25 protein-coding genes are annotated in these 26,205 nt (G+C 33.0%); 21 read left to right on the top strand and 4 right to left on the bottom strand.

The features are described 5' to 3' along the window. Positions 1 to 229, top strand: a 229-nt coding sequence (locus LrDSM24759_RS06555) for an IS3 family transposase (RefSeq protein ID WP_157964250.1), incomplete at its 5' end; no start/stop codon positions are given. A gap of 44 nt (positions 230 to 273) precedes the next feature. On the opposite strand, the gene LrDSM24759_RS06560 is transcribed toward LrDSM24759_RS06555, so the two are convergent. Both LrDSM24759_RS06560 and LrDSM24759_RS06565 read right to left on the bottom strand, forming a co-directional pair. After that, entirely contained in the window at positions 274 to 891 is a 618-nt protein-coding gene (locus tag LrDSM24759_RS06560; protein ID WP_117118695.1) for a DsbA family protein, read from the bottom strand. Positions 892 to 973: 82 nt separating this feature from the next. Then, a complete protein-coding gene (locus tag LrDSM24759_RS06565) occupies positions 974 to 1,597 on the bottom strand; it encodes a CYTH domain-containing protein (protein WP_117118696.1) in 624 nt (207 codons plus the stop codon). Between the two features lie 91 nt (positions 1,598 to 1,688). Between LrDSM24759_RS06565 and yjbM the strand changes: the two genes are divergently transcribed. From yjbM to LrDSM24759_RS06580, 3 genes are read left to right on the top strand one after another with little or no spacing between them, the layout of a single operon-like run. Then, positions 1,689 to 2,315 carry a GTP diphosphokinase gene (gene yjbM, locus LrDSM24759_RS06570; protein ID WP_194008000.1) on the top strand — a complete coding sequence of 209 codons (627 nt, stop codon included), beginning with the start codon at positions 1,689 to 1,691 and terminating at the stop codon, positions 2,313 to 2,315. Continuing rightward, positions 2,315 to 3,124 (top strand): NAD kinase, encoded by an 810-nt coding sequence (locus tag LrDSM24759_RS06575; RefSeq protein WP_117118698.1) that lies wholly within the window; start codon positions 2,315 to 2,317, stop codon positions 3,122 to 3,124. Before yjbM ends, LrDSM24759_RS06575 begins: the two co-directional genes overlap by 1 nt. After that, a complete protein-coding gene (locus LrDSM24759_RS06580) occupies positions 3,124 to 4,020 on the top strand; it encodes an RluA family pseudouridine synthase (RefSeq protein WP_117118699.1) in 897 nt (298 codons plus the stop codon). Before LrDSM24759_RS06575 ends, LrDSM24759_RS06580 begins: the two co-directional genes overlap by 1 nt. A 27-nt stretch (positions 4,021 to 4,047) precedes the next feature. On the opposite strand, the gene LrDSM24759_RS06585 is transcribed toward LrDSM24759_RS06580, so the two are convergent. Next, positions 4,048 to 5,064 carry a lactonase family protein gene (locus LrDSM24759_RS06585; RefSeq protein WP_117118700.1) on the bottom strand — a complete coding sequence of 339 codons (1,017 nt, stop codon included), beginning with the start codon at positions 5,062 to 5,064 and terminating at the stop codon, positions 4,048 to 4,050. A 155-nt stretch (positions 5,065 to 5,219) separates the two neighbouring features. Here LrDSM24759_RS06585 and LrDSM24759_RS06590 point away from each other — a divergent pair, with 155 nt between their 5' ends. The 12 genes from LrDSM24759_RS06590 to LrDSM24759_RS06645 all read left to right on the top strand — a co-directional run bounded on the left by LrDSM24759_RS06590 (position 5,220) and on the right by LrDSM24759_RS06645 (position 19,138). Then, a complete protein-coding gene (locus LrDSM24759_RS06590; RefSeq protein ID WP_117118701.1) occupies positions 5,220 to 6,407 on the top strand; it encodes an AI-2E family transporter in 1,188 nt (395 codons plus the stop codon). Positions 6,408 to 6,478: 71 nt separating this feature from the next. Next, a complete protein-coding gene (locus tag LrDSM24759_RS06595) occupies positions 6,479 to 7,045 on the top strand; it encodes a tRNA (cytidine(34)-2'-O)-methyltransferase (RefSeq protein WP_117118702.1) in 567 nt (188 codons plus the stop codon). Then, on the top strand, positions 7,035 to 7,469 hold the full coding sequence (locus LrDSM24759_RS06600) for a DUF1149 family protein (protein WP_117118703.1): 435 nt from the start codon (positions 7,035 to 7,037) through the stop codon (positions 7,467 to 7,469). Before LrDSM24759_RS06595 ends, LrDSM24759_RS06600 begins: the two co-directional genes overlap by 11 nt. 12 nt (positions 7,470 to 7,481) lie before the next feature. Continuing rightward, positions 7,482 to 9,980 (top strand): DNA translocase FtsK, encoded by a 2,499-nt coding sequence (locus LrDSM24759_RS06605; RefSeq protein WP_117118704.1) that lies wholly within the window; start codon positions 7,482 to 7,484, stop codon positions 9,978 to 9,980. Positions 9,981 to 9,982: 2 nt separating this feature from the next. After that, positions 9,983 to 11,197 carry an insulinase family protein gene (locus LrDSM24759_RS06610; protein ID WP_117118705.1) on the top strand — a complete coding sequence of 405 codons (1,215 nt, stop codon included), beginning with the start codon at positions 9,983 to 9,985 and terminating at the stop codon, positions 11,195 to 11,197. A gap of 11 nt (positions 11,198 to 11,208) precedes the next feature. Next, positions 11,209 to 12,432, top strand: coding sequence for a M16 family metallopeptidase (locus LrDSM24759_RS06615; RefSeq protein ID WP_245953353.1), 1,224 nt, complete (start codon positions 11,209 to 11,211; stop codon positions 12,430 to 12,432). Then, the gene (gene ymfI / locus LrDSM24759_RS06620; protein WP_117118707.1) at positions 12,429 to 13,157 is read left to right on the top strand and encodes an elongation factor P 5-aminopentanone reductase; all 729 of its coding nucleotides are present in this window, start codon (positions 12,429 to 12,431) and stop codon (positions 13,155 to 13,157) included. The genes LrDSM24759_RS06615 and ymfI overlap by 4 nt, the downstream gene beginning before the upstream one ends. 53 nt (positions 13,158 to 13,210) lie before the next feature. After that, positions 13,211 to 14,329 carry a helix-turn-helix domain-containing protein gene (locus LrDSM24759_RS06625; RefSeq protein ID WP_117118708.1) on the top strand — a complete coding sequence of 373 codons (1,119 nt, stop codon included), beginning with the start codon at positions 13,211 to 13,213 and terminating at the stop codon, positions 14,327 to 14,329. Continuing rightward, the gene (gene pgsA, locus LrDSM24759_RS06630) at positions 14,329 to 14,904 is read left to right on the top strand and encodes a CDP-diacylglycerol--glycerol-3-phosphate 3-phosphatidyltransferase (protein WP_117118709.1); all 576 of its coding nucleotides are present in this window, start codon (positions 14,329 to 14,331) and stop codon (positions 14,902 to 14,904) included. Before LrDSM24759_RS06625 ends, pgsA begins: the two co-directional genes overlap by 1 nt. Positions 14,905 to 15,067: 163 nt before the next feature. Next, positions 15,068 to 16,141 carry a recombinase RecA gene (gene recA, locus LrDSM24759_RS06635; protein ID WP_117118710.1) on the top strand — a complete coding sequence of 358 codons (1,074 nt, stop codon included), beginning with the start codon at positions 15,068 to 15,070 and terminating at the stop codon, positions 16,139 to 16,141. 125 nt (positions 16,142 to 16,266) lie between these two features. Next, entirely contained in the window at positions 16,267 to 17,898 is a 1,632-nt protein-coding gene (rny, locus tag LrDSM24759_RS06640) for a ribonuclease Y (RefSeq protein ID WP_117118711.1), read from the top strand. Between the two features lie 118 nt (positions 17,899 to 18,016). Continuing rightward, the gene (locus LrDSM24759_RS06645; protein ID WP_117118712.1) at positions 18,017 to 19,138 is read left to right on the top strand and encodes a glycosyltransferase family 4 protein; all 1,122 of its coding nucleotides are present in this window, start codon (positions 18,017 to 18,019) and stop codon (positions 19,136 to 19,138) included. Positions 19,139 to 19,165: 27 nt separating this feature from the next. Here the strand turns inward: LrDSM24759_RS06645 and LrDSM24759_RS06650 are convergent, their stop codons facing one another. Then, entirely contained in the window at positions 19,166 to 19,831 is a 666-nt protein-coding gene (locus tag LrDSM24759_RS06650; RefSeq protein WP_117118713.1) for a YigZ family protein, read from the bottom strand. A gap of 49 nt (positions 19,832 to 19,880) precedes the next feature. Between LrDSM24759_RS06650 and LrDSM24759_RS06655 the strand changes: the two genes are divergently transcribed. The 5 genes from LrDSM24759_RS06655 (at position 19,881) to prfB (ending at position 26,167) form a co-directional block, all read left to right on the top strand. After that, on the top strand, positions 19,881 to 21,164 hold the full coding sequence (locus LrDSM24759_RS06655) for a helicase-related protein (RefSeq protein ID WP_117118714.1): 1,284 nt from the start codon (positions 19,881 to 19,883) through the stop codon (positions 21,162 to 21,164). A gap of 2 nt (positions 21,165 to 21,166) precedes the next feature. Beyond that, positions 21,167 to 21,850 (top strand): ComFC family protein, encoded by a 684-nt coding sequence (locus LrDSM24759_RS06660; RefSeq protein WP_117118715.1) that lies wholly within the window; start codon positions 21,167 to 21,169, stop codon positions 21,848 to 21,850. Positions 21,851 to 21,922: 72 nt separating this feature from the next. Next, on the top strand, positions 21,923 to 22,468 hold the full coding sequence (gene hpf / locus LrDSM24759_RS06665) for a ribosome hibernation-promoting factor, HPF/YfiA family (RefSeq protein WP_117118716.1): 546 nt from the start codon (positions 21,923 to 21,925) through the stop codon (positions 22,466 to 22,468). Positions 22,469 to 22,608: 140 nt separating this feature from the next. Continuing rightward, positions 22,609 to 25,008 (top strand): preprotein translocase subunit SecA, encoded by a 2,400-nt coding sequence (gene secA / locus LrDSM24759_RS06670; RefSeq protein WP_117118717.1) that lies wholly within the window; start codon positions 22,609 to 22,611, stop codon positions 25,006 to 25,008. A 42-nt stretch (positions 25,009 to 25,050) separates the two neighbouring features. Then, a protein-coding gene (gene prfB / locus LrDSM24759_RS06675; protein ID WP_117118718.1) for a peptide chain release factor 2 occupies positions 25,051 to 26,167 on the top strand; the annotation gives its coding sequence in 2 pieces (ribosomal slippage) (positions 25,051 to 25,122 and positions 25,124 to 26,167; 1,116 coding nt in all). Positions 26,168 to 26,205: the final 38 nt, after the last annotated feature.

The following is a 26,205-nucleotide window of genomic DNA, read 5'->3' on the forward strand; positions in this document are numbered from 1 at the left end:
CCAGAGTATGTCTAGAAGAGGAAATTGTCATTACAATGCGGCTATGGAGAGCTTCTTCCATACTATGAAAGTTGAAATGTACTTTAATCAACATTATCAAACTAAAGAAAAGTTAATCAAAGCAATAAAGAAATACCTAAGATATTACAACTTTGAGAGAATTCGCCATACATTAAAAGGCAAGACTCCAATGGAATATTGGAATCTTGCCTTAGAAAAATATATTTAAAACTAACGTCCAGTTTTAGGGGTTAGCTTCATGTCCTTTTATTATTACAATAAATGTAAATTAGTTTGTCCGCCAAATTGACTTGCGGTATTAGCCAAATCATCTTCATGTAAGACAATATCAACATCGTCTTCCGTTACTTTACCCTCAATACGATAATTACAATTAGCATGATCATAATCATAAAATAATGTAGTTGGGGTAGTTTGAACATTAAATTTTTTGGCCAATTGTGAATCCTTATTCATTGAAAAGAGAACGTATTTTGACATTCTGGTCTCTTCAAATGCAGAAGGATTTATACTATATTTTTGCAAAAATTCGTTGACTAAATCCTTTGAGTATTTTTTATCGTTTTCATTAACAGCAGTCTGCAAATCGAAAATAAATTTTCTCGCAGTCTTGTTACCCTTAATTAGCTTTACTGCATGATAGTCTTTAATAGCATTAAAGGTACGGCGACTAAATTTGTTAAACAAATTTAAATCGCAAGTCGGCAAATTCCGCGCTAGAAGATCATTGCGTATGGTAGTCATATTTGCCATTGGAATAAAATGATAGTCGACCTTTTTCTGTGAATCATCAATACCATTAAATATTGCTTTTTCATTTTGATAGCAATTAATACCTAAAGGATTCATAAAGAAGAAGATTTCAAACATATCTTTTCCTCCATATGTTCTTCCACGATATAATCTACTTAATACTCTATCAGATTTTTAGTCAAAAATAAACCTAAACGGCTTATTTGGCATGACTATAGGCACGCTGAACTTTATTTTGATTAGTATTTTCTGGTGTAGATTTAAAATCAAATTGTTTTTCTAATTCATTGAGAACCTTCTTTATTAGTTGTGGATCATCATTTTCAATTTCTAATTCAAAATCAGTAAAACCATCTTCATAGATTGTCATATCTAATGTAAGATCACAATTATCAGGACCAGGTGCAATAATTCGGCGAGTTTTGCTCCAAGTGCGTAATTCTAAATCATTAGCAATATCTTTACCAAAATGTTCAAGTAAATATTTTTCTACATCTCCACCAAAGCTAAAGTGTTCACCACGTTGAGCTGCATTTACCATTTGTTCTCCTTGGGCAAGAGAAAGGAGATCATTTATTTCGACTACTTCATGATAAGTATTTTGTTGTGGTTTTTCTTCTTTTGCTTTTAATGTTTGTTCAGCGCGGTCAACGTAAATTCTAATGCGAACACTAGCATCGTTATTAGCCAAGTCTAAACTTGGGGTATCAAAATAAAAATTTTGTTGATTATAATCTGAACGAGAAGCAAATTTGGCTCTCATTTTTTCATATGTTCCTTGATCAATCAAAGTTTTTGATTCTATTTCAATATTTTTTGACATAATTTTAACCTCCAAAGTCAAAACATCTTCTTCAATATGTCTTCCTCTATATGTTAGAATAATTTTGGCAAAAACGGAAAGGATATAACTGATGAAAGATTGGGATACATTTCTCTGGCCGTATAATGAAGCTGTTTCAGAATTAAAAGTTAAGTTTCGTTCATTGAGACAAAGTTTTTTGAATAAAGGTGAACATTCACCTATTGAATTTGTGGTTGGCCGAGTAAAAACTGTAGATTCAATTAAAGAAAAAATGGAAAGACGCGTTATTGCGCCTGAAGTAATTGAAACAGATATGCAAGATATTGCTGGTATTAGAATTATGTGTCAATTTGTGGATGATATTTACAAGGTGGTAGATTTAATTCATGAACGACAAGATATGCAAGTTGTCGAAGAACGGGATTACATCAAAAATGCAAAACCTTCTGGATACCGTTCATATCACATGGTTATAGAATACACAGTTTATTTGCCAGAAGGTCCCAAAAAAATTATTGCAGAAATTCAAATTAGAACTTTAGCGATGAATTTTTGGGCTACGGTCGAACATACTTTAAATTATAAGTATCAAGGTGAGTATCCTGAAGATATATCTGAAAGATTAAAAACAACTGCTGAAGCTGCTTATAAACTTGATGAAGAAATGTCGTCAATCAAAGATGAAGTTCAAGAAGCACAAAAAATATTTACTAAAACAAAGGGAAAAGAGCACTAATGAAAGTTGCAATTGTAAATAATGATCGGGTTGAAACACAAGCTGTAGTTAAAAATCTAGAAAAATTACTTGCTAGTAAAAAAATTGAAATTGATGAAGAAAATCCAGATGTCATAATTAGTGTTGGTGGTGATGGAACTTTAATCTCTGCCTTTCATAAATATGTAAATATCATAGATCAGGTGCGTTTTATTGGCGTTCACACTGGTCACTTAGGTTTTTATACTGATTGGCGCAATTATGAATTAGGAAAGTTAGTTGATAACTTAACTAAAAAGCAACCATCTACTTCTTCTTATCCTTTACTTGAATTAGTAGTTACACGAAAAGATAAGAGCAAGAAAAAAATACTAGCTTTAAATGAAGCAACTATTAAACGAGTTTCTAAAACTCTTACTGCCGATGTGTTTATTCGTGACCAATTTTTTGAAAGTTTTAAGGGAGATGGATTATGTGTATCAACTCCTACTGGGTCAACAGCTTATAGTAAATCACTTGGGGGTGCGGTAATTCACCCACGGTTAAAAGCACTTCAAATGACAGAAATTGCATCTATTAATAATCGAATTTTTAGAACACTTTCATCCCCAATTGTAATTTCACCTGATGAATGGATAACTATTAAACCGGCTGAAGCCCATCATGATGATTATGTGGTAACTTATGATGGATATAGTATTCGTGGTAAAGATATCAAAAAAATCGAGTATCGTATTTCCCAGCATGTAATTCGTTTTGATAAATATCAACATACTCATTTTTGGAATCGAGTAGAGGATGCCTTTATTGGTCATGATCGAGAAGTATAATGCAATATTTTAAATTGATTTTTAAACAAAAAACTCCCCAACAATTGGGGCGTTTTTTAATGAAAAATGGATTTTCCCATCGAGCACTTACTAATAGTCGGCATCATGGAGGTATGATGCTTGTTAATCATAAACGTCGCTATAGTAAATATTTGCTGCATGAGGGAGATGAAGTGATTTTTATTGTGGGGCGTGAGAAAGAGAATAAATGGTTAAAAGCCTCTTATAATCCAATTAATATTGTACTGGAAGAAAAAGACTATTTAATTTTGAATAAACCAGCCGGAGTTTTATCTATTCCGTCACGTTATGAAGATAGTGACGCTTTGGTAAATCGCTTATTAGGGTATTTTGACCAAAAAAATATTGATATTAAACCTCATGTGATTACTCGCTTAGATCGTGATACTTCAGGGTTAGTATTAATTGGCAAAAATGCAATTGCTCACGCGCGTTTTAGTGAATTAGGAAAAGACAGTTTAATTAAAAAGTATCATGCCATTGTTCATGGAAATTTTGCGGAAAATGAGTTGAAAGGTATCATCGATGCCCCGATAGGGAAAAAAGATAATAGTACTAAGCATTATGTTTTGGCTAATGGAAAAGCATCACGAACTAAATATCGGGTCCTAGATCAAACTAAAGGTGCTTCTTTAGTAGAATTACAATTATTTACTGGACGTACACATCAAATTAGAGTACATATGAACTATCTTGGACATCCACTTTATGGTGATCATCTTTATGGTGTAGAGGATAATTTTGCTCGTCAAGCCTTGAACTGTTTCTTTTTAAGTTATGATGATCCGTTTTCAAATCAAAAAAAAGAGATAAAAATTCCTGAACCCGCAGATATGAAAAAATTATGGAAACAACTAAAAAATCCATCATGTTAATTACATGATGGATTTTTTGTAGGTATTTTAAAGAAATTGAACACAAGTAGCTTCAGGAACATAGATATCTTTTTGAAGCACGGTTAAGGTGCCAGTATCTGAGTTACGGCGATATAGAGTAGCATTATTAGTCGTCTGATTAGCTACTACTACAAAATCTTGATGGGTATCCCAGTTAAAATCTCTTGGGAAGGAACCAAAGGTTGAAATTCTTTGAACAAGTTCTAATTTTTGAGTTGGCAAAACTTTGAAAACAACTAATGTATCTTCACCACGATTAGATGCATATAAAAATTTGCCATCGTTTGATAAACGAATTGCAGCCGCTCCATTTTTATCAGTAAAACTGTTAGATATGGTTTTATAGGTACCAATATTATTAAAGGACCAATCTGTCTCGTTTAAATTCACGACATTAATTTGACTCGATAGTTCGCCAATAATGTACATTGTTTTGCCATTAGGTGAAAAAGACAGATGACGAGGACCGAATCCCTTTTCCAATTGATAACCAGCTAGATGGATTAAAGTGCCATTTTGTAATTCGTAAAAATCAACTGTATCGGTTCCTAAGTCACAAGAAACTAAATGTCCACCAGGTGTACGATCAAAAAAGTGTGGATGAGCAGTATCTTGTTCTGGACGAGGACCGTGTCCGGTATGTTTAGTTTCAGTAATAAAGGTTAATTTTCCTTTGTTATTATACTGAAAGACACTGAGGGTTCCTAAGTGATAATTAGCTGTATAAATAAGTTGATTGTCCTCATCTAGACCAATATAAGCGGGTGCAGCTCCCTTATGAAAATATAAATCTTGTTGTTCATATTGATTATTTTTCTTTAAATAAGTTGCAATACCAGCTTGATCACCTTTTTGAGCAATTGTGATAAGTAAATCTTTGGTTACTCGAAAATATGATGGCCTATCTACAGTAATAATATTTTTGATATTTTGAAGTTGAGGTGAAGAGTCATTGGTTTTTAAATTACCTGCGTATATTCCCTTTGAAGCATTATTAGTATAACCACCTAGTAAAACTTTCATGAAATCGCTTCTTTCTATTTTTACAATTTATTAGCAGTATAGCATAAAGAAGGCTTTAGAGATTATTACCGCCAGAAGCAGAATACTAAAAATTAGGTTTATGGTAAAATTTATACAGATATTAGAAATTAAGCAAGATATGGAAGATTTAACTAATGGAAACTAAAAAAAATAAAGAGCAATACAAAAATAATGTATTTGTAAAATGGTTTTTAAATAATCGTTTAAGTATAGCTCTATTAAATATTCTCTTACTATTTTTGATTCTTTTAGTATTTAATAAAATATCATTTATTTTAAATCCAGTATGGACATTTTTTAATGCAATTTTGCCACCGCTTTTAGTAGCATCAATTCAATTTTATTTGATGAACCCTATAGTAGATTTTCTTGAAAAGAAATGGCATATTCCACGGATAATTACTATAATTTTGCTGTTTTTAATTGTGATAGGTTTAATTATCTGGATTATTGCAATTTTAGTTCCAATTGTGCAAAGACAAACTACATCATTAATTAATAATTGGCCTGATTATTGGAAAGAAGCACAAAAAAGTTTTAATCATATGATTCGGGATCCCCGTCTTAGTGGCGTCCGTAGTAATATTAATGATGCGATTGCAAATGCTCAAAGTAAGTTATTTACAACTAGTAAAGATAGTATTGATATTGCGGTAGCTAATGTAACTAATGCAGTAAATGTTATCACTATGATTGTAATGACTTTATTAACGGCTCCATTTGTTTTATTTATCATGTTAAAAGATGGACATAAATTTAAACCTTATTTAGCCCAATTTGCTCCTCAACGCTTACAAAAAAGTTTTGCTAGCTTGCTTCATGATATTAATAATGCGATAGCATCATATATTCGAGGTCAAATCACTGTCGCATTTTGGGTTGGAGTAATGTTTAGTATTGGTTACTCAATAATTGGGTTACGTTATGGCATTACACTAGCTGTTTTAGCTGGTTTTCTTAATTTAATTCCTTATTTTGGTACTTTTATTGCCCTTATTCCCGCATTAATAATTGGAATCATGACATCACCATTGATGTTGTTGAAAGTAATTATTGTTTTTGCCATTGAACAAACTATCGAAGGGCGACTTATTTCACCATTAGTTATGGGGAATAAGATGAATATGAATCCAGTAACAACAATTTTACTTTTAATTGGTGCTAGTGCTGTTTCTGGTTTATGGGGAGTAATTTTTGCTATCCCTATTTATGCCGTAATTAAGATTATCCTAGTTCGACTATTTAATTATTATCGTGATATTTCTGTACTTTATAATGAAAAAGATAATTCGACTAGTGATAAAAAATCATTAGAAGAGTAAAATTGTAATAGACAAATCAACGTGGTACTTGATTATTCCAAGTGCTACGTTTTTTTACGAGGAGAGGCTTTATGACTAATCATGTAGTTTTATTTGAACCAGTGATGCCAGCCAATACTGGTAATATCGCACGTACTTGTGCCGGTACTGATACGGTACTAGATTTAATTGAACCACTAGGTTTTCAAATTGATAATAAAAAAATGAAGCGGGCTGGTTTGGATTATTGGGATAAGGTAGATATTCATTTACATGATGATCTTGATGCGTTTCTTAATACCTTGGGTCCTAATGATGAAATGTATTTAATTTCAAAATTTTCATCAAAAAATTATGCTCAAGTTGATTATACCAATCCAAATAAAAATTATTATTTTGTATTTGGAAAAGAGACGACAGGCCTACCAGAAACTTTTATGCGTGAATATTATGATCGCAATTTAAGAATTCCGATGTCTGATAAAATTCGTTGTTATAACTTATCTAACTCTGTAGCGATGGTGCTTCTAGAGGCACTTAGACAACAAGGATTTCCAGATTTAGAAACTTCCCATCATTATGAAAATGATAAATTAAAGGATGATTATAATCGTCCTGAACGTTATGAACGGAATTTAGGAGAAAATAATGGAAATTAAAAAAATGACGCCAGTTTTGGCTCAACATTTTCACTATGATTTAAATGAAGAACCACATATCAAAAACGAATTAAATGTGTCTTTGCGTCAAGTTTTTCAAACTGATGAGCAAGGAAATCAAGATGAAGGTAAAGAGGGACATTATTTTGAAATTGCAATTCCCTTTGAAATTGCGCCTGCTCCAGGTCAATTTTCTGTTTCTGGATTAGTAAGTCAAGTTGTCCAATTAATTGATTATTTTGGTGAAGGAAGAGATTTAAACCCAAATGATTATGAATTAATTTCACGTCCTCTAGTTGAAGAAATAGAAACCTTAACTTATCAAATTACACAAATTACTCTGGATCAACCAGTAAATTTAAACTTTAAATCAAATTTTGACCAACTTAACTTTCAAGAAAATCAAAATACAGATAAAAACTAGGAAGGATATCCTATGCCTAAAAGCAAGAAAAGAAAAAAGAGAAGAAAAACAACCAAAAAACAAACTCAGGATATGACAAATGTTTTAATTGGGATAGTTTTGGTCTTAATTAGTCTCTTCTCTTGCTTACATTTTGGTATTTTTAGTCGACAATTAGTTAATTGTTTACGTTTTTTAGTAGGAAATACCTATTATCTAGCAAGTTTTATTTTGGCTATCTATGGGTTAGTGATGATTATTTATAATCAAAAACCCAATTTAGGAATTAAACGAACATGTGGTGTACTGCTTGCTTATGGTGGCATCATGTTATGGCAAAGTGGTAATTTTTTTACCAATTTAATGATTAATCATGGATTTGTTAATAGCTTCGTGAATATTATTGATGATGAATTTCGTCGCGGGCAAAATACTGTTAGTGTAGGTGGAGGAATAATTGGTAGTGTCTTATATCAAATTGTTTTTCCAATTTTTGGCCATTTTGGAGCATTAACACTTGCCGTTGTGGGAATGATTTGTGGAGTTTTAATGATATTCAATGTAAAATTTGCAGATATTGTTAGAATTTTTCAAAAGTTTTCTCAATTATTTATTCAAAAAAATAAAGCTGCTGGTAGTGCTTTAAGTGATAAGATTCAAGATACATATTCTGATTTTGTGGAGAAAAGAGAACAGAGAAAAGATAATCGTGAGAAGTTAAAGGATCCATATAATTCTAACGATGAGTTTTTCCCTAATACTGAGGATTTTCAGAACTCTTCAAAAAAAGAAGATTTATCTGACGTATCAAAAAACGAATCTGAGTTAATAGATGATCCTTTTCAACCTGTTCCAATTGAGGATTCGAATGAACGTCATAATGAGCAATCAGAATTAAGCTCTAATTCTCAATTGCCTAAAGAAAATGCACTAGAAGAATCTACTGGTGGAGCGATAATACAGCATCAAAATAATGGAGGAAATCTGCCTAGATCCCACTCATTTGAAGACGAGGATAATAAAATTCGTCAGGAACTTAGTGGAATTAATCATGGTGATTTTGATCAAAATAATACGCCTAAGAAATCTAATAAAACTTATGTTTTACCCCCATTGAATTTACTGGCTCCTATTCAAAATGTTGATCAGTCACAAGATAAGCAGTTAATTCAGCATAATACTCAAGTTTTAGAGTCTACATTTAAGAGTTTTGGTGTTGATGTAAATGTTAAAAAAGCAGTTTTGGGCCCTACCGTTACACGATATGAAGTTCAACCTGCAGTGGGAGTAAAAGTTAGTCGAATTGTTAATTTGGCTGATGATTTGGCCTTAGCTTTAGCAGCAAAAGATATTAGAATTGAGGCTCCAATTCCAGGTAAGCCTTTAATTGGAATCGAGGTTCCTAACCGTACAACTTCAGCTGTTTCATTCAAAGATGCCATGTTGCATCAAGATAGAAAGGCAAAGGCTTCTGATTTAACTGTTCCTTTGGGGAAAAATGTTTCTGGTGATATTATTTCGGCCGATTTAAGGAAAATGCCCCATTTGTTAATTGCTGGTTCAACTGGATCTGGTAAATCAGTTGCTATTAATACCATAATTACAAGTATTTTAATGAAATCACATCCAGAAGATGTCAAATTAGTTTTGATTGATCCCAAGATGGTTGAATTATCAGTCTATAATGGTATTCCTCATCTGCTAATTCCAGTGGTGACAGATGCGAAGCTCGCAGCTAATGCATTAAGAAAAACAGTTAAAGAGATGGAGCGACGTTATAAGCTATTTGCTGCAAGTGGCGTTCGTAACATTACAGAATATAACCAAAAAGTTGAAACTAATAATCAAGATAAAGATAATCCAGTAATGGAAAAATTGCCCTATATAGTTGTAATTGTTGATGAGTTAAGTGATTTAATGATGGTTGCAGGTCACGATGTAGAAGATGCGATTGTTCGTTTAGCTCAAATGGCGAGGGCAGCTGGTATTCATATGATCTTAGCAACTCAACGACCAAGTGTAGATGTAATTACAGGTTTAATTAAAGCAAATGTTCCTTCTCGAATTGCTTTTGCAGTATCTAGTGGAGTGGACTCGCGAACAATTTTGGATCAAGTTGGGGCCGAAAAATTACTTGGTCGAGGAGACATGCTCTTTCTGCCGATTGGTGCTTCAAAACCTGAACGTGTTCAAGGTGCCTTTATTTCTGTAGATGAAGTAGAGAAAGTAGTGGATTGGGTAAAACAACAACAAGAAGCAGAATATGATGAAAACATGATTCCTTCCCAACAAGATGCCAATGGTAGTGGGGATGATGAAGAACCTGAAGATGAATTTTATGATCAGGCTGTTGAGCTAGTGCGCAAACAGCAATCAGCTAGTGTTTCAATGTTACAACGACGATTTAGAATCGGCTATAATAGAGCTGCAAGGATTGTAGATACAATGGAAGCTAAAGGAATTGTCGGTCCATCTGAAGGTTCCAAACCACGACAAGTTCTCTTGCCTCCTGAAGAAAGTGGAGATAGTTAATAATGACCAATATCCAAATTGAACCTAATTATAAATTTAAAACAGCCAGTGTTGGCTGTTTTTTGCGCTTACCCTTAAATCAAAAAAATCTTGCTCTAGCAAATGTTTTATGTGTCATGCAAAGTAATGCCAGTTTGCTTTATCCTGGGGTTAGTTTGCAGGCAAAGGCTTTAGAGGAGAAGTATGATTCGCAATTAGAAATTTTTCCTCAGGTTTTTGGAAATCAGATTATTATTTTTTACTCACTTAACTTTATTGAGCCAAGAGAAATTTTAAATCCTGATTATAATTATGCAGAAATAATTAAAATGTTTTTGGGCATAATTAAAAAACCACTTTTTAATCCATCATTGTTATATTTGGCTAAGAGTCAATTATCTAGTGTGCGCGCACAATATTTAGACATTCCATCAAATTATGCCTTAAATCGCTTTTTTGAATACTGGTACCGTAATGAATCTCAATATAAAGATAATATGTTTGGGGATATGGAAGTAATAAAAAATTGTACAATTGAACAAATAAAGAGTTTTTTTGATAATTTGAAAACTTACCCGGCAGTATGTTTAGGATTAGTTGAAAATCCAGATATGATGACAGATTTATTACAGGAACAACTAGATTGGCCAGGCTTCTTCAGATCCTTTGACACAGATGAACTAACGATTCCAGCTCATTTTGCTCCTTTTACAAAAAATGAAGAGGGAGAGCATGGGCAAACTCAGTTATTAATGGGATTTGGTTATGATGCAAGCTTACCTTTGGATTTACGGCAATTTGGAGGATTAATTCTCAGTCAATACTTGGCGGGTGATGAATCTTCTAAACTATTCACATCAATTCGGGAAGATCTAGGCGCTGCCTATGCAATTGAAGTTAATAATTTATTAGATGATTCATTATTATTGATTTCTGCCGGAATTGATAAGGATAAATTACTTGCAACTAAAGCAAAAATCAATCAATCCATTAGGGAGGTTGCAAAGGGAAATATTGATAAAACTTTATTTAAAAGAGCACAAAATGCTTTAAAAAGGACTTATCAAAGTAATGAAGATCAAGAAAGTTTATTATTAATGCAATTATTGGCTAATACCTTGCGTGGACGCAGTTTAACAATTGAAGAACGGATAAAAAAAGTGGTAAACTTCACTCCTGAAAAATTAACTAGATTTGCCCAGTCATTATTTTTAAATGAAAGTTATTGCTTACAATGAGAAAATTAGAAATGTTTACACGTGCTTATCCCTCCGGATTTAAAGCAAAAGTGATTCAACGACCAAATTTTTACAAGAAATTTATGGGAATTATTGTGGATTTTGGAGGTAGTGATCCTCAAAGTTTAAGTGGAGGAGCACACTTTTTGGAACACAAGTTATATGCCAAAAAAACAGGAGACATTTCTCAAAAAATAGAGGCACTTAATGCGACGACTAACACTTTTACCTCCTATAATGAGACAATGTTTTATGTGGAATTTTTGGAACATTGGCGACAAGTGCTACCCTTATTATTTGAATTAGTTGGAACTACACATTTTACCCAAGAAAATATTGCAAAGGAAGCAAAAATTATTTCCCAGGAATTAGCGATGTATCAAGATGATCCTAGTTGGCAAGTAACACATGATTTACTAGGAAAAATGTTTCCTAAAAGTAAATTAGCGGAAGATTTAACGGGGACACAAACTTCTTTGCAAGAAATGACACCCCAAATCTTGAGTGAGATATATCAGAAAAATTATTATAGTGGAAATCTTGAATTTGTTGCTTGTGGTGGATTTAGTGATAACCAAGCTAAAAGTATTTTGCGTGAAGTTGGGAAACTGCAAAAACAATATTTTAGAAATGAAAAAAAGCAGAGAATTGCAGAGCAAGCTTTTACCGCTACGACAGAAAAAGAAAGTAAAATTGCTGGAAATGTAACAATTCCATTGGTGGGAGTGGGAATAAAACTTCCTAGTTTTGAAACTTTAAATTCGAATTTAACAAAAGGACAACTTCAAATTCTTATTGAGATGATGCTTGAAGCCAGACTTGGTTCAAGTAGTAATTGGTTTGAGAATAGTCAAAAATCTGGACTTGTTGATATCCCTCTCTCGATCAGTGTAACTTATACTAGACAAGGAAATTTTGCCATTATAAGTGGTAGTACCCATAATCCAGGCGATTTAGTAACACAAATTAAGCAACAAATAAAATTTGGAAGAATTGTTGCAAGTAATTTTGATCTACAAAAAAAGAATTTTATTTCTAACAGTATTCGTGAACTTGATCAAGTTGAAAACTTGGCAATTGAAGAGGCTGAATACTCGCTAGATAACGAAAGTAGAAGTAAATTATATCAGAAAATTCAAACTTTAAGTTTTAGTGAATTTTGTGAGGTTTATGAAGAAATAGTAGCGAAAAGTGATATATTTACTACGATTCTTGAAAGTGAAAATGAAAAATGAAACGAGCAGTAATTTTTGGAGCAACAGGTGGAATTGGAAAAGAAATTGCTCTTGATTTAGCTAAAGCCGGTTGGTCATTATACTTACATTTTGATAAAAGTAAGCATAGGGCACTAGCTTTGCAAAAACAATTAATAAAATTATATCCGCAACAAGAATTTTTTCTCTTACATTTATCATTTCTTGATCAAGATAAAAAATTATTAAACTTAGATAAGACGTTATTTCCAATTAATGCCCTGATTTTTGCCCAGGGAATAACCGATTATGATTTTTTGGGTAACCAATCTTTAAAAACTATTGATAATATTTTAAAGGTGAATTTAATTACTCCTATTAAGCTAACCCGTTTATTAGAACCGTTACTCTTAAAACATGAGCATAGTCGAATTATTTATTTGGGCTCTGTTTATGGTCAGCAAGGAAGTGCTTTAGAAAGTGTGTATAGTGCAAGCAAAGGTGGAATCACCCGCTTTGCTCAAGCCTATGCTAGAGAAGTTGCGGCTAGTAAATTAACTGTTAATGTTCTAGCTCCTGGTGCTGTAAATACACCGATGAATGAAATTTTTTCAACAGAAATTTTAAATCAAGTAAGAGATGAAATTCCAGCGAATCGTTTAGCTAATCCCCAAGATATATCTTTTTGGGTTGAGAATTTACTTGCTCCACAATCAGATTACCTTACAGGGCAAACTATTTATATTGATGGCGGCTGGCTTGTTTAATCAGGGAGCAATTTGTTATACTCTAAGTAAATACGCAGAATTGAGAGGTTATTATGTCAGATATTGGTGATAAACTTCGTAAAGCAAGAGAAGAAAAAGGAATGTCTCTTAAAGATATTGAAAAAATCACTAAAATTCAATATCGTTATCTTGAAGCGTTAGAAAAAGATGATTTTGATCAGCTTCCTGGAGATTTTTATGCACGGGCATTTATTAAACAATATGCTCAAGTAGTAGGTCTCAATGGAAATGAATTATTAAATGATTTACATGCTGATGTTCCAGAATCGAAACCTGAAGAATATGTAGAAAACTCAATCGATAATAAACGTGAAGAAGTACGTCGAACCACTAATAATAAAAAAGGATTATGGCGGGCTTATCTTCCTAAGGCAGCAGCAATAATCGGTATCTTTTTAGTGATTTTTGTTGTTTATCTTTTATATAGTCATTTCTTTGCAGGTAATAGTAATCAACAATCGGCCAACCAGGCTAATAATATTACTGTTTCTTCTTCATCAGAAGCTACAAGTAAATCTGTCAAAACATCTAAAAAGCATTCAGCTACCTCAAAAATTCGACTTGAAAGTTTAGGAAACAATACCTACCGAGTAAGAGATTGGAGTAAGGCAAAGAATCGCGACTTGAAACTCTCTACGGGGGCAACATCAACCTATGCACAAGTTACAGTTGATGGGAATGTAGTTTGGCAAGGTACAATTAATAGTAATGATTCACATACTGTTAAATTAGGTAAAGATATTGGAAATGTGTCAGTTCTTTTCGGCAACACCCAATCTACTAAATTAATCTTAGATGGTAAAAAGGTTAAGGCACAAGATGAAAGTAATCCTTCTGCTTCAATGACTATTAACTTCATTTTTAGAAACTCAAGTTCTAGTCAAGATTCAAGTGGAACTAGTTCAAGTACTTATAGTCAAAGCAGTAATTCGGCTTTAACAGGCTCACAAAATACAACTTCATCTCAAAACAGTCAAACAACTAGAAATAATGGTAGTCAAGCCAGTTCAGCTACTAGTGGTTCACAGTCAAGACAACCTGTGCAATCGGAGCAGCCACAACAATCAGCGGCTACAACTGAACAACCTACTCAAAATACTCAAACTACTGGTCAAACCCAGAATACTACTGGAGGAAATACTAATAGATAATGAATTTACCAAATAAACTTACAGTTTTTAGAATCTTTTTAATCCCCGTCTTTATGCTTATTATTATTTTTGGTGGTCATGCAGGAGTTGATATTGGCCAATGGCATCTCACCTGGAGCTGGGTAATTGCTGCGATTGCATTTGCAATTGCTTCATTTACTGATTGGTTAGATGGCCATATTGCTAGATCAAGAAACTTAGTTACTAATTTTGGTAAATTTGCTGATCCCATTGCTGATAAAATGTTAACTATGACAGCTTTTGTATTTATAGTTGATTTATATTCTAAATCAAGTTGGCAAGCTCCTGCATGGGTTATTGCAATTATAATTTGTCGTGAACTTGCTGTTAGTGGATTGCGCGAAATAGTAGTTGAAAATAACGGTGAAGTAATTGCAGCAAAAATGCCTGGTAAAATTAAAACAACTTGCCAAATGTTATCAATTATCTTTTTATTAGTAGGAAACTTTTTCTACATCGGAACTATCTTACTTTATCTTGCTTTAATATTTACTATTTATTCTGGGTGGGATTATTTCCATAGTTCTTGGAACATTTTTAAAGATTCAATGTAGCAATAAAAAGAAGTCGATTATTCGACTTCTTTTTTAGTAGAAAAAATTAGTTTTTGCGTAATTAAAATTAGATAAAAGTAGCGAAAAAACATTTGTTCGCTTTTGTCTTGATTTTTATAATAGAAACCAAGTATAATTAAAAAGTATATTAAGGAGGACTAAATTGGCTAAAGATGAAAAACAAGCGGCTTTAGATGCTGCACTTAAAAAAATTGAAAAGAATTTTGGTAAGGGCGCAGTTATGCGAATGGGTGCTAAAGCTGATACCCAAATTTCTACCGTACCTAGTGGATCTTTAGCACTTGATGCTGCATTAGGTGTAGGTGGATATCCTCGCGGAAGAATTGTTGAAATTTATGGCCCTGAAAGTTCTGGTAAAACTACAGTTGCCTTACATGCAGTAGCAGAGGTTCAAAAACGTGGTGGGACAGCTGCGTATATTGATGCTGAAAATGCAATGGATCCTGCTTATGCAGAGGCTTTAGGCGTAGATATTGATTCTTTGATTTTATCTCAACCTAATACTGGAGAAGAGGGACTGGAAATTGCTGATACTTTAATTTCAAGTGGAGCTATTGATATTGTAGTTGTCGATTCAGTTGCTGCACTTGTTCCTCGCGCAGAAATCGAAGGCGATATGGGAGATTCTCATGTTGGTTTGCAAGCTCGATTAATGAGTCAGGCTTTAAGAAAATTATCAGGAACAATTTCAAAGACTAAGACAATTGCTTTGTTTATTAATCAGATTCGTGAAAAAGTCGGAGTAATGTTTGGTAATCCTGAAACAACTCCTGGTGGTAGAGCTTTGAAGTTTTACTCGACTATTCGTCTTGAAGTAAGAAGAGCAGAACAAATTAAACAAGGTTCAGATGTGATTGGTAACCGAGTTAAGTTAAAGGTGGTAAAAAATAAAGTTGCCCCTCCATTTAAAGTGGCTGAAGTTGATATTATGTACGGTCATGGAGTTTCTCAAACTGGTGAATTGATCGATATGGCTGCAGATAAAGATATTATAAACAAGGCTGGTTCTTGGTATTCATATGGCGATGATCGAATTGGTCAAGGACGTGAAAATGCCAAACAATATCTTGCAGATCATCCTGATGTTTATGATGAAGTGATGGCAAAAGTACGAGCAGCTTACGGTATTGATGAGGAATCGATAGCTGAACGTGAAAATCCAACTAAAGAAGAAAAAGATAAAGCGAGTAAAGCCAGCAAAACAAAGTCAGAATAAAGAAATTAATTTAGATCTTGGTATTTAAACCAAGATCTATTTTTCTCTATGATTGACTTTATTTGTTTGGACTCTTATTATATTTATTGTGTGAATAATTCTAATTAAAAAAGGCGATAGTAAATATGATAAATACAATTTTTATATCCTGTGCTGTCGCTATTGTTTCAATTCTGATCGGTGGTTTTGTAGGTTACAGTATCCGTAAAAATAAATGGGAAAAGGCTGTTCAAAATGCACAAAATGATGCCGCCCATATAATTGCAGATGCTCAAACTAAGGCTAAAGCTGTACAAGATGAAGTAGAACATCAAAAGCAATTAACTGCCTCACTAAAAAAAGAAGCAGAAGATACAAAAAAAGAAAAAATATTAGAAGCTCAAGAACAAATTCATCAATATCGAGAACGGATCGATAGTGAACTAAATGAGCGGAGACAAGAAATTTCTAAACAAGAAAACCGTTTATTGCAACGTGAAGATGCAATTGATCATAAGGACAATTTATTAGATCAAAAAGATGCTCAACTCACACAAAAAGAAAATCAAGTTAAGCAATTACAAGTCAAGGTTTCCGAAAAGGAACAACAGGCCGATGACTTAATAGCACAACGACGCGAAAAATTATATGAGGTAGCAAAATTAGATCCTTCAGAAGCAAAGAAAATTATTCTGGATGATTTATCTGATCAATTAATTACTGAAAGAGCAGAACTAATTAAAGAAAGCAACGAGCAAGTAAAAGCAAAGGCTGACCGTTTTGCTCAAAAAGTAATTATAGATGCTATCCAAAGTAGCGCCGCAGATACTGTGTCAGAAAAAACTGTTGCAGTTGTAAATTTACCAAATGATGATATGAAGGGACGAATAATTGGTCGAGAAGGCCGTAATATTCGATCATTTGAAGCTTTAACGGGTGTAGATTTAATTATTGATGATACACCGGATGTTGTAGTTTTAAGTGGATTTGATCCTATTAGACGTGAAGTCGCTAAAAGAGCGTTAGAACGCCTAATTAAGGATGGAAGAATTCATCCAGCTCGAATTGAAGAGATGGTAGACAAAGCAAGAAAAGAAGTAAATGATGATATTTATGAAGCTGGGGAAAGTGCATTAATGGAACTTGGTATTCATAAAATGCATCCTGAACTTGTAAAGTTGCTAGGTCGCTTAAAATATCGGACATCCTATGGTCAAAATGTTTTAGCCCATTCTATTGAAGTTGGTAAGTTAACTGGTGTAATGGCAGCTGAACTTGGATTAGATGAAAAAATAGCCGTACGCGCGGGATTATTACACGATATAGGAAAGTCAATCGATCATGAAATCGAAGGCTCTCATGTAGAAATTGGTGTAGAGCTTGCCCGTAAATATCATGAATCTGATATTGTTATAAATGCAATTGCGGCTCATCATGATGATGTACCAAAATTATCATTTATTGCAGAATTGGTAGTAGCAGCTGATACCATTTCATCTGCTCGTCCTGGAGCAAGAAGTGAATCTCTTGAAAATTATATAAAACGTTTAGAAGAACTTGAAACGATTGCTAAAGGCCATCAAGGTGTAAGTCAAGCTTATGCAATTCAAGCTGGTCGAGAAATTAGAGTAATGGTAGAACCAGATAAAATTTCGGATGAACGAACAGTAATTTTAGCAAGAGAAATTAAAAAACAAATAGAAGCAAATATGGAATATCCTGGTAATATTAAAGTTACCGTGATTCGTGAGAAACGGGCTATTGCGATAGCCAAATAGAAAAAAGTACTAAGTTACAAACTTAGTACTTTTTTTATAGAGTAATTTTCATGACTTTATTGTGTTTGTTGAAACCTCTTTGTATAATAAAAAAAGATATTTAAGAAAGTAGCAAATTATGTTTCAGACAATTGTTAAATTATTTTTACTTGTTATTATTTCGGCAGCCATTACGCCTTTTATTCGAAAATTAGCTTTTGTTCTGGGAGCTGTAGATAATCCTAACGCTCGACGTGTGAATAAACGCCCAATGCCAACAATAGGTGGTCTTGGGATATTTATTGCCTTTAATATCGGAACATTCATCCTTTTACGGAATAAATTTCCAACTCATGAACTTTTTTCAATTTTACTTGCGGCCAGTATTATAATACTAACCGGGTTAATTGATGATATTAACGAGTTAAATCCCAAGCAAAAAATGTTTGGAATTTTATTGGCAGCTTTAGTAATTTACTTTTTAGCTGGCATTAAAATGAATGAGATTTCTTTGCCTTGGCTTGGTACCATTCAGTTAGGTTGGTGGAGTTTGCCAATTACAGTTTTCTGGATTTTGGCTTTAACTAATGCCGTAAATTTAATCGATGGACTCGACGGTCTGGCAACAGGGGTCTCAATGATTTCACTTATTACCATGGGCATAGTGGGATACTTCTTTCTTCATACTTGGCAACATTATGTTCCTTTAATGTGTATCATGCTGGCTTGTTGTTTGTTGGGCTTTTTACCTTATAATTTTCATCCCGCTAAAATATTTTTAGGAGATACCGGTGCATTATACATTGGATTTATGATTTCAATTCTTTCTGTAAAGGGTTTAAAGAATGTAACTTTTATTTCAATGTTAGTACCAATTATTATTTTGGGAGTACCAATAACTGATACTGTTTATGCAATGATAAGACGGAAGCTAAATAAAAAACCAATTTCATCAGCTGACAAGCACCATTTACACCATCAATTAATGAAAATGGGTTTATCTCACCGTCAAACTGTATTAGCTATTTATGGTATTTCCTTAATTTTTTCTTTTGTTTCTTTACTCTTTATAAGTGCTCCTAGTTGGGGAATTTGGCCTTTAATTCTAGGACTGTTATTTGCATTAGAACTCTTTGTAGAAACAATTGGCCTTTTAGGGGAAAAATATAAACCTTTATTACATTTTTTACAGAAAAATATTAATAAGATGATGCGTGCGGATCCGGAAGTTAAACCCAAGGATCACAATGATGACAAATAAAAGACCTGAGTATAATGCTCAGGTCTTTTATTTGTCGTGAAAATTATTATTTTTGAGAAGAGTTTCGTTAAAACGTTGTTCTCCCAACTTGAAACTGACATTACCAGATAAAAAATTAGTAAGCTTTTTCTGAAAATCATCAATTTTTTCAATATCAAGAAAAATTGTATAAGTGACATCAGTACCATAGGTTTGGTCCACAATAGCAATATTTTCTTGCTGTAAAAAATGATTGACAGAATCAACATTAGAATAACTAATCGTAAAATTTAGTTCTTGTTGTAAACTGCAACGAACCACTCCAATTTTTTCTGCAGCCTCTGTTACAGAATTTGAATATGCGCGAATAAGTCCACCAGCACCCAACTTTGTTCCACCAAAATATCTGGTTACAACTGCGGTAACATTTTTTAAATTCATTAGCTGCAAGGCCTTCAACTCTGGAATTCCGGCAGTTCTACTGGGTTCACCATTATCGCTTGCTTTGACCTGGTTATCATTAAGGCCAAGCGTATATGCATAAGTATTATGAGTTGCATCGTGATATTTTTTGGTAATTGTTTCAATAAATTTTTGAGCTGCGTCAACATCTTCAGTTCGAGCTAGATTACAAATGAAACGACTTTTTTTGATAACTATTTCATTACTACCATTTTCTTTAATAGTTAAATAAGCTTGTGGATTAATGGACAAAAATTTTCCTCCTTTTGACGTAATATAAATTGAGGTGAAAGTTGAAAATATGGAAAAAGATGAAAATCTATTTGGACGTCAATGGGTCATAGAGCAATCTAACAATACCATAATGGATCAAACAACAAAAGTTAGGGCAATCAAAGATAAAGTTTGTCAACGTTGTCAACAAACTGTTACTGGGATGTTACCCAATAATAAATCTTATTGTCGTAAATGTATAGGCTTAGGTCGAATTGATGATTCTAATTGGTTAGTGCGGTATAAGGAGCAAGAAAAAAGTGGTTATCCAGTTAGTGATGACAAAATTTTAAGTTGGAGAGGAAAACTTACTCCAGAACAAGCAATCGTCTCCCAAAAATTACAGCAATCATTAAAAGAGCGACGAAATCATTTAGTTCATGCCGTTACAGGTGCAGGCAAAACTGAGATGTTGTTTGAAGTGATCAATACGGCGTTAATGCGAGGACTTAGAGTAGCTCTTGCTACACCACGAATTGATGTCGTAAATGAACTTTATCCCAGATTATCGACGGCCTTTAATACGATAGAAATTGGAAAATATCATGGGAAAACTTTTAATGAACCGAAAAATCACCAATTTATAATTTGCACTACTCATCAATTATTAAAGTTTTATCATACTTTCGATTTATTGATTATTGATGAAGTAGATTCATTTCCCTATGTGAACAATCCTATGCTTTTGGCTGGTGCAAAATTTTCAGTTAAAAAAGATGGAGTGCAATTTTTTCTTACCGCAACACCTGATTCACATTTGTTAGCACAGGCAAAAAGTAAGAAAATTGATTATTCAGTGCTAAATCGAAGATTTCATGGAGGATTATTACCGATTCCCCAAAACCAATTTTATTTAAAACCATTCATTACTAAGAAAAAAATAAATTATAAGTTATTGAATACTATTAACCGGCTTTTAAAATTAAACAAACCAATTTTGATTTTTTTACCAAGAATAGCAGAATTAAATGATTACAAAGTGAGTTTAGAAAAATCCTGCCCAAAATTACGAGTTGAAAGTGTTTATGCTGGCGATAAACAACGCGAAGAAAAAGTTCAAAAATTTAGAAATAATAAAATTGATTTGCTTTTAACTACTACGATTTTGGAAAGAGGAGTAACTTTTCCACATGTTCAAGTAATTGTTGTTGCAGCTGATGATCGAATTTATACTACTCCTAGTCTGGTACAAATTGCAGGTAGGGTAGGACGTAGTAAAGATGATAAAGAAGGAAATGTGATCTTTTGTTATCACCGTTATACTAAAAACATCCGCCTTGCTAATCAGCAAATTAGGAAAATGAATCAATAAAAATGAATGAGTGTTTAATTTGTTTTAATAAATTTACTTGGTCAATAAATTATAGTGAAATATTTTTATTTAGAAAAAATACTCGTCACTATATTTGTCATGCTTGTAAAAGTAAATTTTCTAGGATAGAAAAAAACAGCTGTCAAAATTGCTCAAAGCCTTTGAAGAAAGTAACATCACTATGTGAAGATTGTCGTTATTGGAAGAATTTATATCAAGGTAAAATATTAAAAAATACTTCGTTATATCGTTATAACGAAGTATTTCATGACATCATGGTGCAATATAAACGGTATGGAGACTATGAAATGCGTTTAGTTCTACAATCATTACTAGCTAAAATTCCTAAAGCTGATCTTTATATTCCGCTCCCATCTTCACCCACACATTTAAAAAAGCGAAGTTTTGATACTATTAGGAGTATATACGAGGATAAAGTTAAATTATGTCAGTTATTAGAAAAAAATGATTCAGAGAGTGCACAGGGAGAAAAAAATAAAGCAGAGAGACTGAGGACTAAACAAACTTTTACGATAAAACAAGATATTTCTATAAAAAATACTCCACAAAAGATTTTGCTGCTTGATGATATTTATACTACGGGACGCACTTTATATCATGCTAGGGATGCTGTAAATAAGCTTTTTCCACAAAGTGAAATCCAAAGCTTAACTCTAGCTCATTAAAATTTGATATCGCTTACATATTTGATATAATAAAGATGAAGGTTGATTTAGGGCATGTAGAAGGAGACTATTATGATTAAATATAATGTACGTGGCGAAAACATTGAAATTACGGATGCTTTAAGAGAATATGTTGAAAAACGTCTCGAGAAGTTAGAAAAGTATTTTGAAACTAACACTGATGTTATTGCACATGTAAATATGCGTGTTTATCCTGATCATTCAGCTAAAGTAGAAGTAACGATTCCTCTACCTTACTTAGTATTACGTGCAGAAGATGTTACTGATGATATGTACAAGAGCATTGATTTTGTATCAGAGAAATTAGAACGTCAAATTAGAAAGTACAAAACTAGAGTAAATCGTAAGAGTCGTGCAAAAGGAATTAAAGATTTCTTCTATGAAGATTTAGAAGAAGAAAAAGAAGTTCCTGAAAAATTTAATATTGTTCGTAATAAACGCTTGAATTTAAAGCCAATGGATCCAGAAGAAGCAATTTTACAAATGGATATGTTAGGACATGACTTTTTCATCTTTCAAGATGCAGACACTAATGGAACCAGTATCGTTTATAAACGTAATGATGGTCGATATGGCTTAATAGAAACAAATGAATAATTAAATATCTCTAAAGGTTCTTATCTTAAAGATGAGAACCTTTTTTTATTAGACCATTTTATTTTTAGCAATAAAATGTTAAAATTGCATGGTATATCTATTTAGATTTGTGCACAATTTTTAAATTAAGGATCGATTTAATGGCTAATATTTTAAGAAAACTTTATGACACCGATAAAAGAGAATTAAAAAGATTTGAAAAATTAGCAGATAAGGTTGAATCCTATGCTGATGAATATGAAAAGTTAAGTGATGAAGAATTAAAGGCAAAAACACCCGAATTCCGCAAAAGATTGGAAAACGGGGAAACCTTAGATGATATTTTGCCGGAGGCTTTTGCAACTGCTCGTGAAGGAGCAAAAAGAGTTTTAGGTTTGTATCCTTATCGAGTACAAATTATCGGGGGAATTTCACTTCATTTTGGTAACATTTCCGAGATGATGACTGGTGAAGGTAAAACTTTAACAGCTACAATGCCTGTATATTTAAATGCTTTAACTGGTAAAGGGGTTCATGTTGTAACTGTTAATGAATATCTTTCTTCTCGTGATGAAAGTGAAATGGGCCAACTTTATAAGTGGCTTGGCTTAACAGTAGGTTTGAATTTGAATTCAATGTCACCTGATGAAAAACGTGAAGCCTATAATTGTGATGTTACTTATTCCACTAACTCAGAATTAGGTTTTGATTATCTGAGAGATAATATGGTGGTTTACAAGGAACAGATGGTTCAACGTCCACTTAATTATGCAATTATTGATGAGGTTGACTCAATTTTGATTGATGAAGCTAGAACGCCATTAATTATTTCTGGTCAAGCTACTCAATCAAATGGAGATTACATTCGTGCTGATCGCTTTGTTAAAACCTTAGTTGAAGATAAAAGTGACGATGATGTTGATGATGATGAAGATCATGGTGATTACAAGATTGATTGGCCTACTAAGACGATCAATTTAACTAATCAGGGGATTGAAAAAGCATGTAAACATTTTGGCTTAAAAAACTTGTATGATATTGACAATCAAGTTTTAGTCCACCATATTGATCAGGCGCTTCGTGCTAACTATATTATGTTAAAAGATATTGACTATGTAGTTAAAGATGGAGAAGTAATGATTGTTGATTCCTTTACTGGACGTGTAATGGAAGGTAGACGTTATTCTGATGGTTTGCACCAAGCTATTGAAGCAAAAGAAGGTGTGCAAATTCAAGAAGAATCTAAGACTCAAGCAACTATTACTTATCAAAACTTCTTCAGAATGTATAAAAAACTTTCAGGAATGACTGGTACTGGTAAAACAGAAGAAGAAGAATTCCGTGAAATTTATAATATGCAAGTTATAACTATTCCTACTAACCGACCTAAGGCTAGAGTTGATATGCCCGATCGTTTATATCCAAACTTGGATTCTAAATTCCACGCCGTAGTAGAAGAAATTAAAGAACGCCATGCCAAAGGACAACCAGTTTTAGTAGGTACTGTTGCTATTGAAAGTTCTGAGCGATTAAGTAACTTACTTAATGAGGCAGGAATTCCGCATGCTGTGCTTAATGCCAAAAATCATGCTAAAGAAGCTGAAATTATTATGAATGCTGGTCAAAAAGGTGCAGTTACAATTGCCACCAACATGGCTGGACGTGGTACTGACATTAAACTTGGGCCTGGAGTAAAAGAACTAGGTGGTTTAGCTGTTATTGGGACTGAACGACACGAATCTCGTCGTATTGATAATCAGTTGCGTGGTCGATCAGGACGTCAAGGAGATCCTGGTGTAACGCGTTTCTATCTTTCATTAGAAGATGATTTAATGAAGCGCTTCGGTTCAGAAAGAATTAAAGCATTCTTAGATCGTATTTCCGATAACGATGAAGATAAAGTAATTGAAAGTAAAATGATTACTAATCAGGTTGAATCTGCCCAAAAGCGTGTAGAAGGTAATAACTACGATACACGTAAGCAGACTTTACAATATGATGATGTTATGAGAACTCAACGTGAAATTATTTATGGCGAAAGAATGCAAGTGATTAATGAAGAAAAATCTTTACGTCACATTTTAATGCCAATGATTAAACGTACAATCTCACATCAAGTTGATCTTTATACTCAAGGTGAAAAGAAGGATTGGCGCAATGATCAATTAAGAGACTTCATTGCCTCAAGTATTACTGATGAAAAAACTGCGAAGAGTATCGATCTAGGTAAATTAACTGCTGATGAATTAAAAGAAAAACTTTATCAATTAGCAGAAGATAACTATAAAGAAAAAGAGGAACAGCTAGCTGATCCAGCACAAATGTTAGAATTTGAAAAAGTAGTTATTTTACGTGTGGTTGATGATCGTTGGACAGATCATATTGATGCAATGGATCAATTACGTCAATCTATTTCATTACGTGGTTATGGTCAATTAAATCCACTTGTTGAATATCAAGAAGCTGGTTATCGGATGTTTGAAGAAATGATCAGTAACATCGAATATGATGCCACCCGATTATTTATGAAAGCACAAATTAGACAAAACTTAAGTCGTTAATATTATGGGAGGTGAAATGCCTCCTTTTCTTATAGGTGAAATATGGAAATTAGTGAAATACAAAATAATATAAATCAATTACAACAAAAATTAAACCACTTTAGGGGGTCTCTTTGACTTTGATTCTTTAAATGAGGGAATTGCTATTAACGAACAAAAAATGGCAGACCCAGACTTTTGGAATGATCAAGAGTTAGCTCAAAAAATAATTAATGAAACTAATATTATGAAAGAAAAAAGTAATAAATTTAAGGAACTTGAACAAAGTTTTGAGGATGTAGAAGTTACTTTAGATTTAGTAAAAGAAACAACAGATTCAAATTTAGAAACTGAATTAATCGATAATTTATCGAAACTAAATCAAGCATTTCAAGATTATGAATTAAATTTATTGCTTTCAGGAAAGTATGATCAACATAATGCACTTTTAGAAATACATCCCGGTGCTGGTGGAACGGAAGCAATGGATTGGGCTGAGATGTTACTTCGGATGTATCGCCGATACTGTGAAAGTCATAATTTAAAATTTGAAGTTGAAAATTTTGAAGCTGGTGATGAAGCTGGTGTGAAAAGCGTAAGTGTACGAGTTGAGGGAACTAATGCCTTTGGTTTACTAAAATCAGAAAATGGAGTTCATCGATTAGTTAGAATTTCGCCATTTGATTCTGCTAAAAGAAGACATACATCTTTTGCTTCAGTAGAAGTAATACCGGAAATTGATCAAAGTATTAATATTAAAATTAATCCCGATGATTTACGAATTGATGTTTTCCGTTCAAGTGGAGCTGGTGGACAGCATATTAATAAAACTTCTAGTGCCGTACGAATTACACACTTGCCCACAGGAATTGTCACTTCTTCTCAGGCTCAACGTTCACAAATTCAAAATCGTGAAACAGCAATGAATATGTTACGGGCTAAACTTTTTCAATTAGAAGAAGAAAAAAAGCGTAAACAGACGGAAGCATTAAAAGGTGATCAGCAAAATATTAATTTTGGATCTCAAATCAGGTCTTATGTTTTTCATCCGTATAACATGGTTAAAGATCACCGGACTAATTTTGAAACTAGTGATATTAACGGCGTAATGGATGGAAAATTGGATGATTTCATCTATGCTTATTTACAATGGCAATTAAGCCAACAAAATCCAAATTAAAGTATAATAACTTATAAATGAATAAATATAATTATTGA

The sequence above is a fragment of the Lactobacillus rodentium genome (genome assembly GCF_003423665.1).
Taxonomy (GTDB): Bacteria; Bacillota; Bacilli; order Lactobacillales; family Lactobacillaceae; genus Lactobacillus; species Lactobacillus rodentium.